General features: G+C 68.4%; 11 protein-coding genes and 2 riboswitches. Of the genes, 2 read left to right on the top strand and 9 right to left on the bottom strand.

What is annotated here, in order from left to right; genetic code table 11:
• Positions 1-25: 25 nt before the first annotated feature.
• From gcvH to AC1DYD_RS06920, 6 genes are all read right to left on the bottom strand, one after another.
• Positions 26-403 (bottom strand): glycine cleavage system protein GcvH, encoded by a 378-nt coding sequence (gene gcvH / locus AC1DYD_RS06945; protein ID WP_478172003.1) that lies wholly within the window; start codon positions 401-403, stop codon positions 26-28.
• Positions 404-455: 52 nt separating this feature from the next.
• Positions 456-1,616 (bottom strand): glycine cleavage system aminomethyltransferase GcvT, encoded by a 1,161-nt coding sequence (gene gcvT / locus AC1DYD_RS06940; RefSeq protein ID WP_478172002.1) that lies wholly within the window; start codon positions 1,614-1,616, stop codon positions 456-458.
• Between the two features lie 50 nt (positions 1,617-1,666).
• Positions 1,667-1,782, bottom strand: a riboswitch (glycine riboswitch).
• 15 nt (positions 1,783-1,797) lie between these two features.
• Positions 1,798-1,896: riboswitch (glycine riboswitch) on the bottom strand.
• Positions 1,897-1,940: 44 nt separating this feature from the next.
• On the bottom strand, positions 1,941-3,218 hold the full coding sequence (locus tag AC1DYD_RS06935) for a TRAP transporter large permease (protein ID WP_478172001.1): 1,278 nt from the start codon (positions 3,216-3,218) through the stop codon (positions 1,941-1,943).
• On the bottom strand, positions 3,215-3,709 hold the full coding sequence (locus tag AC1DYD_RS06930; RefSeq protein WP_478172000.1) for a TRAP transporter small permease: 495 nt from the start codon (positions 3,707-3,709) through the stop codon (positions 3,215-3,217). The genes AC1DYD_RS06935 and AC1DYD_RS06930 overlap by 4 nt, the downstream gene beginning before the upstream one ends.
• 86 nt (positions 3,710-3,795) lie before the next feature.
• The gene (locus AC1DYD_RS06925) at positions 3,796-4,767 is read right to left on the bottom strand and encodes a TRAP transporter substrate-binding protein (protein WP_478171999.1); all 972 of its coding nucleotides are present in this window, start codon (positions 4,765-4,767) and stop codon (positions 3,796-3,798) included.
• Between the two features lie 132 nt (positions 4,768-4,899).
• On the bottom strand, positions 4,900-6,447 hold the full coding sequence (locus AC1DYD_RS06920) for an ABC transporter permease/substrate-binding protein (RefSeq protein ID WP_478171998.1): 1,548 nt from the start codon (positions 6,445-6,447) through the stop codon (positions 4,900-4,902).
• Between the two features lie 89 nt (positions 6,448-6,536).
• Here AC1DYD_RS06920 and AC1DYD_RS06915 point away from each other — a divergent pair, with 89 nt between their 5' ends.
• Complete coding sequence (locus tag AC1DYD_RS06915) at positions 6,537-7,361, top strand: alpha/beta fold hydrolase (RefSeq protein ID WP_478172030.1); 825 nt, start codon at positions 6,537-6,539, stop codon at positions 7,359-7,361.
• A 15-nt stretch (positions 7,362-7,376) separates the two neighbouring features.
• A complete protein-coding gene (locus AC1DYD_RS06910) occupies positions 7,377-8,456 on the top strand; it encodes an ROK family protein (RefSeq protein WP_478171997.1) in 1,080 nt (359 codons plus the stop codon).
• 9 nt (positions 8,457-8,465) lie between these two features.
• Here the strand turns inward: AC1DYD_RS06910 and AC1DYD_RS06905 are convergent, their stop codons facing one another.
• The 3 genes from AC1DYD_RS06905 to AC1DYD_RS06895 all read right to left on the bottom strand — a co-directional run bounded on the left by AC1DYD_RS06905 (position 8,466) and on the right by AC1DYD_RS06895 (position 11,265).
• Positions 8,466-9,143 carry a dienelactone hydrolase family protein gene (locus AC1DYD_RS06905; RefSeq protein ID WP_478172029.1) on the bottom strand — a complete coding sequence of 226 codons (678 nt, stop codon included), beginning with the start codon at positions 9,141-9,143 and terminating at the stop codon, positions 8,466-8,468.
• A gap of 74 nt (positions 9,144-9,217) precedes the next feature.
• Positions 9,218-10,600: a phospholipase D-like domain-containing protein gene (locus tag AC1DYD_RS06900; protein ID WP_478171996.1), complete on the bottom strand. Its 1,383-nt coding sequence runs from the start codon at positions 10,598-10,600 to the stop codon at positions 9,218-9,220.
• Positions 10,597-11,265, bottom strand: a complete 669-nt coding sequence (locus AC1DYD_RS06895; protein WP_478172028.1) for a glutathione S-transferase family protein — start codon at positions 11,263-11,265, stop codon at positions 10,597-10,599. The genes AC1DYD_RS06900 and AC1DYD_RS06895 overlap by 4 nt, the downstream gene beginning before the upstream one ends.
• Positions 11,266-11,285 lie beyond the last annotated feature (20 nt).

Here is an 11,285-nt window from a genome sequence, read left to right as displayed (position 1 = left end):
GAGGGCTCGGGTGATGGTGCGGGAATCAGCTTTCGGCGGAGAACTTCTCGTAGGCGGTCCCGTCGAGCAGCGCCTCGAGCTGGGTCGGGTCGCTCATGCGCAGCTTGAAGAACCAGCCCGCATCCATCGGCGCGCTGTTGGCCAGCGAGGGGTCGGCGCGCAGCGCCTCGTTGACCTCGGTGATTTCGCCCGAGACCGGCATGAAGACGTCGGCCGCGGCCTTGACCGATTCGACGACACCGGCGACATCGCCCTGCGCGAAGCCCTTGCCGACTTCGGGCAGGTCGACGAAGACCACGTCGCCGAGCGCATCCTGCGCGTGCACCGTGATGCCGACGGTGACCAGCGCCGCGTCGGCTTCGGGGCGCACCCACTCGTGGTCCTTGGTGTACTTGAGGGTCATGGGAAAAACTCCTTGAAGAAAGTCTGGCTTGGAAAAATCGGGTGAGGGACTGTCAGCCCCGGTGGTAGCGGGCCGGCACGAAGGGCATCGTGCTGACTTCCATCGGCACCGGCTTGCCGCGCACCATGGCCTGGATCCGGGTGCCGGGCTCGGCATAGGCGAGCGCGACATAGCCCATCGCGATCGGCCGGTCGACGCTGGGGCCGAGCAGGCCGCTGGTGACCTGGCCGATGGCCAAGCCCTCGAAGGACTCGAGCACGGTGCCGTCGCGCACCGGCACGCGCTCCAGCGCCACCAGGCCGACGCGCTTGCGCTTCAGTGTCTCGTGGTCGAGATGGCCGGCCGTTCCATTGACGGCGATGAGCTGCGCCAGCACCCGGGCCGCACCCGGGAAGCCGCCTTCGCGCGCTCCGCCGCTGCGCCGGACCTTCTGGATCGCCCAGCCCAGCGCGGCCTCGACCGGCGTGGTGCTTTCGTCGATGTCGTTGCCGTAGAGGCACAGGCCGGCCTCGAGCCGCAGCGAATTGCGCGCGCCCAGGCCGATCGGCTTGACCTCGGGCTCGGCCAGCAGCAGGCGGGCCAGCGCTTCGGCGTCCTTGGCGGCGACCGAGATCTCGAATCCGTCTTCGCCGGTGTAGCCGCTGCGCGTGACGAAGGCCGGGATGCCGCCGATCTGCACCGCGCCGCCGGTCATGAAGACGAAGCGCTCGACGCCGGGCGACAACCTGGCCAGCGCGGCCGCGGCCTGCGGGCCCTGGAGCGCGAGCAGGGCGTGGTCGGGCATCGGCAGCACCTGGCAGCGCTGGCCGATCCGGGCCTGGATGTGGGCGATGTCGGCCTGCTTGCAGGCGCCGTTGACGATGACGAACAGCGAGTCGTGGCCCTCGTTGAAGAACATCAGGTCGTCGAGGATGCCGCCCTGTTCGTTCAGCAGCAGTCCGTAGCGCTGCTTGCCGGGCGCCAGCCCGATGACGTCGACCGGCATCAGGCTTTCGAAGGCGGCGGCGGCATCGGGCCCGGCCAGGCGCAGCTGTCCCATGTGGGAGATGTCGAACAGGCCCGCGGCCTCGCGCGTGTGCTTGTGCTCGGCCATCAGGCCGGTGGGATATTGCACCGGCATCGAATAGCCGGCAAAGGGCACCATGCGGGCGCCGAGCGCCAGGTGCAGGCCGTGGAGCGGGGTCTTCAGCAGATCGTCGGATGCGGCAGCCAAGGGCGGTTCTCCAAAAGGGGCAGTGCTTGTTCCATGGCGAGAAGCCATGGGCCACCCCTGCTGTCCGCTTTACCTGAGAGATTCGCCCCACGATCGGGGTTTGCTCCTTCGGTGGGCGGTGCGACGCGACTTTCGCGACCAACCGCCTCTCTCCAGCAAGGAAACGCCCTGAATTGGGGCGTCTTGTCAGTCCTTTTGCCTGAGCGTTCGGGCCCTTGGTTCGGGGGACCTGCGCCTTCGGCGGCCCCACCGCGGCGGGACGCTCTCCTGACCGTTGGAGTGTAAGGGAATCGCGTCCTCCGGTCGTGGATTTCGGCGGCCGCGCTACTTCGAATAGACCAGGTCGCGCAACCCGAGCGAGATGCCGGGCACGTAGGTGACCACCATCAGGCAGGCCAGGATCACCAGCACGAACGGAACCAGGTAGGGCACGATGCGGTCGAGTGAAATCCGTGCCACGGTGCAGGCCGCGAACAGGTTGACGCCGAAGGGCGGCGTGATCATGCCGAGCGCCAGGTTCACCACCATCACCAGGCCGAAGTGCACCGGATCGATGCCGAAGTGCATCGCCACCGGCGCCAGGATCGGCGCCAGCACGATGATCGCCGCGCTGGTCTCGATGAACATGCCGATCACGAACAGCGCCGCGTTGACGCCGAGCAGGAACATCGCCGGCGACTGCAGCACCTCCTGCAGCCAGCGGCCGATGGCGTCGGGCACGCCGGCGCGCGTGATCAGGAAGGCGAACAGGCCGGCGTTGGCGATGATGAACATGATCACCGACGAGGACACCACCGACTTGCGCAGCACCGCATAGAGGTCGGCCGGCCTGATCTCGCGGTAGATCAGCGTGCCGACGATCAGCGCGTAGAGCACCGCCACCGCCGACGCCTCGGTGGGCGTGAAGATGCCGCCGTAGATGCCGCCCAGGATGATCACCGGCATCAGCAGCGCCCAGCCGGCGCGCCAGGTCGCGGTGGCGACGCCGAGCCGGCCGTCGCCGTCGTTCTTGCCCAGTCCCTTGAACTTGCAATAGACGTAGACGAAGGCCATCAGCGCCAGGCTGATCAGGATGCCCGGGCCGAAGCCGGCGATGAACAGCTCGCCGATCGAGACCTCGGCGCTGACGCCGTACAGGATCATCGGGATCGAGGGCGGGATGATGACGCCGAGTTCGGCGCTGGTGGCCTGCAGCGCGGCGGCGTAGCCGACCGGGTAGCCGTGCTTGATCAGGGCCGGGATCAGGATCGCGCCGATCGCGAAGGTGGTCGCCACCGAGGAGCCCGACACCGCCGCGAAGATCATGCAGGTCAGCACGCAGGTCATCGGCAGCCCGCCCTGCACGCCGCCCACCAGGCTCTTGGCGAAGTCGACCAGGCGGCGCGAGATGCCGCCGGTCTCCATCAGGTTGCCGGCCAGGATGAAGAAGGGAATGGCGGCGAGCGGAAACTTGTTGATCGCGTTGAACATCTCCTTGACGGAGATCAGCATGTTCGCGTTGGAGGCCTGGATGCCGAGCACCGAGGCCAGGCCGATGGAAACGGCGACGGAGATGGTGAGTGCGAAGCACACCACCATGGTCGTGATCATCACGAGGGTCATTGAGCGGTTTCCAGTTCGTTGCGCTTCGGGTCGATCAGGTTGGCGATGATGCCGACGACGCAGAACAGGCCGCCCACCGGCAGCGCGACGTAGGCCCAGAACATCGAGACCGATTCGAGGCCAGCCATCGACTGCACGCTGCCGCGCTGCGCGTAGTCCCAGCCCCACCAGATGATCACCGCGATCAGGCTCAGCGCGGCCAGGCACACGACCCAGTCGAGCACCCGGCGGACCTTGGGCGGGCTCCAGCGGTAGAGCACGTCGACGCTGACCATCGCGCCCTGGCGGAAGGCGGTCGGGATGCCCATGAAGACCATCCAGATCAGGCTGATGCGGATCAGGATCTCGGACCATTCGGCCGGTTGTTCGAGCACGAAGCGAGTGACGATCTGGAACACGCCGAGCGAGGAGGCGACCACCAGCATGAAGCAGGCGATCGCCATCGCCAGGCCGGTGGTCCAGCGGTCGAGTGCGAGGAAGGCGGATTTCATGGGCGCATCAGGGTTCGGACAAAAAAACGCCCGCCAGCGCAGGCTGTGCGGGCGCGTGCTGCCGCGAGGAGTTTCGCGGCAGCCGGTTACTTGACGTCGCGGATCTTGTCGAGATTGGCCTTGCCGAACTGCTTCTCGAACTCGGCGTTGACCGGCGCCAGCGCGGCGACGAACTTGGCCTTGTCGACGTTGTCGATCACGGTCATGCCCTTGGCGCGCAGGTCGGCCACGCCCTTGGCGTCGTCCTCGTCGACGCGGGCCCTGTTGGCCTTGATGGCTTCCTTGGCGGCGTCGAGGAAGGCCTGCTTGTCGGCGGCGCTCAACTTGTCGAAGGCGGCCTTGTTCATCACGAAGATGCAGGGCGAGTAGACGTGGCCGGTCAAGGTGAGGTGCTTCTGCACCTGGTCGAACTTGGCCGAGATGATGACCGGCAGCGGGTTCTCCTGGCCGTCGACCGTGCCCTGCTGGAGCGCGGTGAAGACCTCGGGGAAGGCCATCGGCGTGGTGATGATGCCGAAGCCCTTGTAGGCCGCGATGTGCACCGGGTTCTCCATGGTGCGCATCTTCAGGCCCTTGAGGTCCTCGGGCGCCTTCACGTCGCGCTTGCTGTTGGTCATGTGGCGGAAGCCGTTCTCGCCCCAGCCCAGCGCCTTGAATCCCTTGGCGTCGAACTTGACCAGCATGTCCTGCCCGATCGGGCCGTCCAGCACGGCGCGGGCGTGTGCCTTGTCGCGGAACAGGAAGGGGACGTCGAGGATCTTGGTCTCGGGCACGAAGTTCGGCACCGGGCCGGTCGAAGAGAAGGCGAGTTCCTGGGTGCCGAGCTGCACGGCCTCGATCGATTCGCGCTCGCCGCCGAGCGAGCCGTTGTAGAAGGTCTCGACCTTGTAGCGGCCGTTGGTGCGCGTCGCGACTTCCTTCGCGAAGGTGTCGATGGCGACCCCCTGGTGCGAGTTCTGCGAGGTCGAGATGCTGATCTTCATCGTCGTCTGCGCAAGGGCCGCGCTCGCGATGCCAAAGCCGAGGATCAGGCCTGCGGCCAGTTGGCGCAATTTCATGGGGATGTCTCCAGAATGGGAAAGAGTTCGGGCCCGGGCCCGCAAGGCAGCCTGCGACTATGCCGCAATAGCAAGCTTCACCTCGTCGGGATTTTCACGGACGCAGTCGCGCTCCTTTTTTTGAGGCCGAGTCTAGGCGCTGGGCGGCAGTTGCCCGCGGCGCCGGCGCATCAGGTGTTCGAGCGCCTCGAACAGCGCCTCGCTCAGCAGTGCCAGCGCCGCGGCGGGCACGGCGCCGGCGACCAGCAGCGCGCGGTCGTTGAGCGCGAGCCCGGTCACGATGCGTTCCCCGAAGCCTCCAGCGCCGATGAAGGCGGCGATGGTGGCGGTGCCGATCGCGATGGTGGTCGCGGTGCGCACGCCGGCCAGCAGCGTGGGCAGCGCCAGCGGCAGCAGCACCACGTGCAGGTTCTGGCCGCCGGTCATGCCGAGCGCGGTGCCGGCCTCGCGCAGGCCGGCGGGAACTTCGGCCAGCCCGGTCACGGTGTTGCGCATGATCGGCAGCAGCGAATACAGCGTCAGCGCGATCAGCGCCGGCAGCGTGCCGATCGCGCCCAGCAGCGAAATCAGCACGGCCAGCAGCGCCAGCGAGGGGATGGTCTGCAGCAGACCGGTCAGGCCCAGCACCAGGGCGCGCAGCCGCACATGCGCGAACACCGCGATCCCGAGCGGCACGGCGATGAGGATCGCGACGCCGACCGAGATCGCGACCAGCAGCAGGTGCTGGCGCGCCAGCCGGCCGAGGTCGGGGCCGAACAGCTTGGCCATGAAGCCGCGGGCGGCGTTGTCGGACGGGAGGGCGGCCGGCGAACCCGGCTGCGTCGTCGCCAGGAAGTCGCGCGCAATGACGTCGAAGGCCACGCCTTGCAGTTCGGCGCGCGCGTTCATCGCGATCATCGAGCGCTCGTCGATGCGGCCCTCGAGCGGCTGCAGGGCGGCCCAGGCGGCGGGCAGCCGCGCCGGCAGGTCGAGCCGGTACAGCAGCACGGCGTCGTAGCGCGGGAAGTAGCCCTTGTCGTCCGCGAGCACGCGCAGGCCCAGGTGGTCGATCTTGGCGTCGGTGGTGTAGATGTCGATGACGTCGACCTGCTTGGCGGCGATGGCTTCGTAGGCCAGGCCGTGGTCCAGCCCGGTCGGCGTCTGGCTGAAGCCGTAGCGCGCCGCCAGGCCCTGCCAGCCGTCGGCGCGGCCGATGAACTCGTTCGAGAGGCCGAAGCGGAGTTCGCGCTGGCCGGCCAGATCGCTCAGGGTGCGAACGCCGAGCCGGTCGGCGTCGGCGGCGCGCATGGCGAGCGCATAGCCGTCGTTGAATCCGAGCGGCACGGCCACGCCGAGCCCGAGCGGCCGCAGGGCGGCGTTCATGGCTTCGCGCGTCATCGATGGCGAGCCCTTGAGGATCTCCAGCGCGATGGTTCCGGTGTACTCGGCGTAGAGGTCGATCCCGCCGGAGCGCAGGGCCTCGTAGACGATGGCCGTGTTGCCGAGCCCCTGCCGCACCACAGGCGCAACCGCGGTCCTGGGCGCAGCGGTCTGGGCCAGCACCTCGGCCAGGATGTAGGACTCGGTGAAGCGCTTGGAGCCGATGCGCAGCGCCTGCTCCTGGGCGGTCGCGGCCACGGCGGCGCCCAGCAGCAGGATGAAGGCCAGGACAGCGAGCCCGGTGCAGCGCAGCAGTTGCATCGCGGCCAGTGTATCGGCGCCAGGCCCGGCCGCGGCCTCATGGGGGGTGAAGATTCCCTTTCTCCTACAACCGATCGTGCGTGCCGCTGATGTGGCGCCGCTCGGCCGCCCTGCACAGTCCGAACGTGCTGATCAACTACATCCGTCGCGGTCAAGGCAAGCCCCTGCTCCTGGTGCATGGGCTGGGCAGCAGTTGGCGGACCTGGCAGACCATCCTCGACCCGCTGGCTGCCGAGCGCGCCGTGGTCGCGCTCGACCTGCCGGGCTTCGGCAAGAGTCCGCCACTGGAAGGCGAGGTGTCGATGCGCACGCTGGCGACCGCCGTGGCCCGCTTCCTCGGCGAGCACGACCTGCTGGGTGTCGATGCGGTCGGCAGTTCGTTCGGCGCGCGCCTGGTGCTCGAGCTGGCGCGCCGCGGCGGAGTGCTGGGCACGGTCGTTTTGCTCGGACCGAGCGGGTTCTGGGCCGGCTGGGAGCGCATGGCGTACCAGGCCTCGCTGTGGCTCTCCATGCGGCTGGCGCGAGGCCTCGCATTCGCCATGCCCGCGTTGGCTGCCCACGAATGGTCGCGCATGCTGTTGCTGGCCCGGTTCTCGTCCCAGGCGCGTCGGCTGCCGCCGGCGCTGGTGCTGGAGGAGATGCACAGCTTCGCATCCGCCCCGTCCCTCAGTCTCATGCTGAGGGATTTCGTGCGCGGATCGCCGCTCGAGGGCTCCGCCGTCGGGACGCTCGGGAAGCCGGTCGTGATCGGCTGGGGCCGGCTCGACAGGATCTGCCTTCCGAGCCAGGCGGCACGCGCGCAACAGCTGTTTCCCGATGCGCGGCTGCATTGGTTCGAGCGCTGCGGCCACTATCCCCACTGGGACCAGCCCGAAGAGACCGCCCGGCTGATCCTCGACGCCACGGCCGATTGAAGGATCCCACCCCGAATGAAAAAGAACGACGAACCCGCATCGGATCGGCCGCCCGCCGAAGGCCCCGCCGCGCATGGCGCCCGCGAACTGCCCGCCGTGACGGTCGAGGGCTACAGCCTCCAGCTGCGCGACAAGGACGGCTTCATCGGCGACCAGGCCAGCCAGACCGCCTTCAGGCAATTGCTGGAGCGCTGGCGGCAGCGCCGTCGCCGAAAGGGCAAGGACCCGCTGGGCGGCGTGCATTCCAAGGACCTCAGCAAGAGCGAACTCGACGCGACACTGGGCGAAACCAAGAGTTCCGAGGCCGCGGACGTGGTTCACGGCGTGATCGAGCAGTTCGCCGAGGAACTGGCCTGGGTGATCGACCGCTTCCTGCGCCAGCCGTCGTGGCATGGCGTGCAGCGGATCGTGATCGGCGGCGGCTTCCCGGGCAGCGACGTGGGCGAGCGCGCGGTGCTGCAGGCGGCAGCGATCCTGCAGGACATGAATGTTTCCGTGCAGCTGGCCCGTATCTGCCACGAGCCGGACGACGGCGGCCTGCTGGGATGGGTGCATCTGGTGCCGCCGCCGATGCTGAAAGGCCACGACGCGATCCTCGCGCTCGACATCGGCGGCACCAACGTACGCTGCGGCATCGTCAAGCTGCGCAAGAAGCGCGCAGCCGACCTGTCGAAGGCCAAGGTGGTGCGGCGCGAGAAGTGGCGCCATGCGGACGACAGCCCGAGCCGCAAGGCGCTGATCGACCGCTTGGCTGAAATACTCGGGGCCCAGATAGGCTATTGCAAGCGGCAGGGCATCCGGCTCGCGCCCTTCATCGGCATCGCCTGCCCCGGGCTCGTTCGCAAGGACGGATCCATCTCGCGCGGCGCGCAGAACCTGCCCGGCGATTGGGAAAGCGACAACTTCCACCTCCCCACCGAGCTGTGCAAGCGGCTGCCGACCATCGGCGGCGAGCCGACGGTCGCGTTGCTGCACAACGATGCGGTGGTGCAGGGCCTGAGCGAACTGCCGTTCATGCAGGATGTGAAGCGCTGGGCGGTGCTGACCATCGGCACCGGACTGGGCAACGCCAGCTACACCAACAAGCAGAAGTAGGCCGGCCGGTCAGGCGAGTTCCCGGCCGAAGAAACGCAGTGTGCGATCCCATGCGAGCCGGGCCCACACGGCGTCGTATTGCGTGATGGGGATCCGGCCCGGGCCCTGCGCGGTTTCGTTGGCGAAGGCGTGATGCGCCTGGTAGCGGTGCCCTTCATAGCGCACGCCCGCCGCGCGCAGCTTCTCTTCGAGGGCATCGACCCCCGCGATGGCGAACGCCGCGTCCTGCGTGGCCCAATGTGCCATCAACGGCACGGTGATCTTCGAGGCATCGACATACTCCAGCGGCGGATAGCCATACCAGATGACGGCGGCATCGGCCTCGGACGCCATCGTCGATGCCAGCAAGGTCAGCGCGCCGCCCATGCAGTAGCCGGTGACGCCCACCTTGCCGCCGCGCGCCTTCAGATACTGCAGCGCGCCGCGCACGTCCTGCGAGGCGGCTTCGGCGAAGTTCAGCCCGCTCATCAGATGGTGGGCTTCCTCGGCCTCGACGGTCTTCTTTCCGCGATAGAGATCGGGCACCAGCGCGGTGAAGCCGGCTTGAGCGAAACGCTCGGCGACGCCGAGGATCTGGTCGTTCAGCCCCCACCATTCCTGGATCACGACCACCGATCCGAAGGCCTTCTCGGCTTCGGCCAGATAGCCTTGCACCGCGCCGCCATCCGGGCGCTTGAATTCGATCATGGTTCCCATGAAGCTCTCCTGATGTCGTGGACAGGAAGGGAGTATCGAACATCGGCCATGTTCCCGCGCATGGCTCAAAGCTGGAAGGCGATCGTGAGCAGCAGGCCCTCGGCGACGTCGCGCAGCAGTCCGGGCGTGCGCGCCCGGTAGGTTTCGCCGGCCGAGGCGGTGGTTTCGATCCAATGCGCCAGTTCGTCGATCTCGGCGCGGCCATAGAACACCACCGCTGCCTCGTGGTTGAGAAGCAGGCTGCGCAGGTCGAGATTGATCGAACCGCACAGCGCCAGGTCTTCGTCCACCACCACCGCCTTGGCATGGGCCATGTAGGGCAGCATCTTGAACACCACGCCGGCACGTGCCAGGTCGCGCATGCTGCGGGCCCGCACGAAATCGGTCAGCCGGTGGTTCGATCGGCCGGGAATCGCGATCGTCACCTGCACGCCGCGCCGGGCCGCCAGCCGCAGCGCGTCGCGCAGTCCGTCGCCGGGCACGAAGTAGGGCGTGACGGCAAGCAGGCGGTGCTCGGCGCGGAAGCAGGCGTCGATCAGCAGCGCCTGCGCCGTGTCCTCGGTCTGGTCGGGCCCGCTGGGCAGGAACTGCGCCGGCCTGCCACCTTCTTGCGGGCCGGCATCGCCGGCAATGGGGCGCGACTGCCGACCGCGCACCGAGGCCCAGTCATGGTCGAACTGGCGCGCCGCCGCGGTCGCCACGTCGCCGTGCAGATCGAAGGACAGGTCACGCCAGGCCACCGGGTGCGCATCGTTGCCGGTGAAGTATTCGCCGGCCAGGTTCCTGCCGCCGGACCAGAGCCAGCGGTCGTCCGCGATCGTGAGCTTGCGGTGGTTGCGCAGGTTGCGCGGGCCGCTGCGGCGCAGGCTGAAGATCGGTCGGAACACCGCCACCTCGGCGCCGGCGTCGCGCAGCGAATCGAAGTGCGTGCGCGGCAGCGACAGGGCGCCGAAGCCGTCGAGCAGCACCCTGACCTTGACGCCCCCGCGGGCCCGGCGGGAGAGCCGGTTGATCACCTCGTGGCCGAGCGCGTCGTCGCCGATGATGAAGGTCGAGACGTCGATGGATCGCTGCGCGCCCTCGATCACCTTGAACAGCGCGTCACGCGCCGCGGCGCCGTCGGAATGCAGGCGCACCTCGCAGAGGCTGGGTGCCGCGAGGCCGAAGCTCTCGACCAGTTCGGCCGCCCAGTGCCCCGCCGGCGCCGCGCGCGGCGGCCGCGGCCTGCCCACCGGCCGGAGCTTGCGCTGCCCGAACAGCAGGTACATCGGCAGGATCACGTAGGGCAGCAGCGCCAGGCCCATGACCCAGGCGATGGCGGTCGTGGGGGCGCGCTGCTCGCGCCGCGCGCGGGTGGTCAGCACGTAGACCAGCAAGGCAAAAGTCACCACCAGCAGGTGCTGCGAGGGCGAGGGCAGCCAGTCGAGCAGGTCGTCGATCCGGTTCACGAGCGGACCAGGGCCTGCAGATGGGCCGGTACCGGGCGCCCTTGCGAGGCCAGGAAGTTCATCATCGGGCCGACCACGTCCCGCACCGGACCGCGCGCACCCACGCGCTCGCGCCAGGCCAGCAGCCTGGGCGTCGCCGCGGTCATGGGCGCGCCCTTGCGCTCGGCGAACACCTGCGCCATGTAGAAGGCGATGTCGGCGAAGGAGTAGGGACCGGCCAGGAACTCGCTGTCGGCCAGCTTCGCTTCGAGTTCTTCGTAGAAGCGGGCGCAGCCGGCGCAGGCAGCCAGCGCCGCCGGACTTTCCATGTCCTGTTGCAGGCCGAAGAGCTTGATCACGTGGGGAAAGAAGACTTCGTCCGATTTCAGTTCGAGCTGCCGGGCTCGCGCCCGCGCCGCGACGTTGCCAGGCCACAGCGGCGGCTCCGGAAAGCGGTCCTCGAGGTATTCGAAGATTTGCGTCGAGTCGAACAGCTCGACATCGCCGTCGATCAGCACCGGCACCTGCCGCTTCGGGTTGACCCGCAGCACCTGCGGGTGCTTCGGGTCGTAGCGGTCGTCGCGGTCGAAGGGCACCATCACGCACTCGAAGGCGACGCCCTTCTCGAGCGCCGCGATCTGCACCTTGGCGCCGAACATGCTGAGGGGGGCGGTGAAGAGCTTCATGGACATGACGCTACTTCACC

It is taken from the genome of Variovorax sp. P4_B11, assembly GCF_056402355.1.
Note: the sequence above shows the minus strand (reverse complement) of the source record. Positions and strands in the feature narration are given on the sequence as shown.

Excerpts from the sequence above, each read along its gene's own strand:
- gcvH (WP_478172003.1), bottom strand. The coding sequence starts at position 403 with ATGACCCTCAAGTACACCAAGGACCACGAGTGGGTGCGCCCCGAAGCC.
- AC1DYD_RS06935 (WP_478172001.1), bottom strand. The coding sequence starts at position 3,218 with ATGACCCTCGTGATGATCACGACCATGGTGGTGTGCTTCGCACTCACC.
- AC1DYD_RS06930 (WP_478172000.1), bottom strand. The coding sequence starts at position 3,709 with ATGAAATCCGCCTTCCTCGCACTCGACCGCTGGACCACCGGCCTGGCG.
- AC1DYD_RS06925 (WP_478171999.1), bottom strand. The coding sequence starts at position 4,767 with ATGAAATTGCGCCAACTGGCCGCAGGCCTGATCCTCGGCTTTGGCATC.
- AC1DYD_RS06920 (WP_478171998.1), bottom strand. The coding sequence starts at position 6,447 with ATGCAACTGCTGCGCTGCACCGGGCTCGCTGTCCTGGCCTTCATCCTG.
- AC1DYD_RS06915 (WP_478172030.1), top strand. The coding sequence starts at position 6,537 with ATGTGGCGCCGCTCGGCCGCCCTGCACAGTCCGAACGTGCTGATCAAC.
- AC1DYD_RS06910 (WP_478171997.1), top strand. The coding sequence starts at position 7,377 with ATGAAAAAGAACGACGAACCCGCATCGGATCGGCCGCCCGCCGAAGGC.
- AC1DYD_RS06905 (WP_478172029.1), bottom strand. The coding sequence starts at position 9,143 with ATGATCGAATTCAAGCGCCCGGATGGCGGCGCGGTGCAAGGCTATCTG.
- AC1DYD_RS06895 (WP_478172028.1), bottom strand. The coding sequence starts at position 11,265 with ATGAAGCTCTTCACCGCCCCCCTCAGCATGTTCGGCGCCAAGGTGCAG.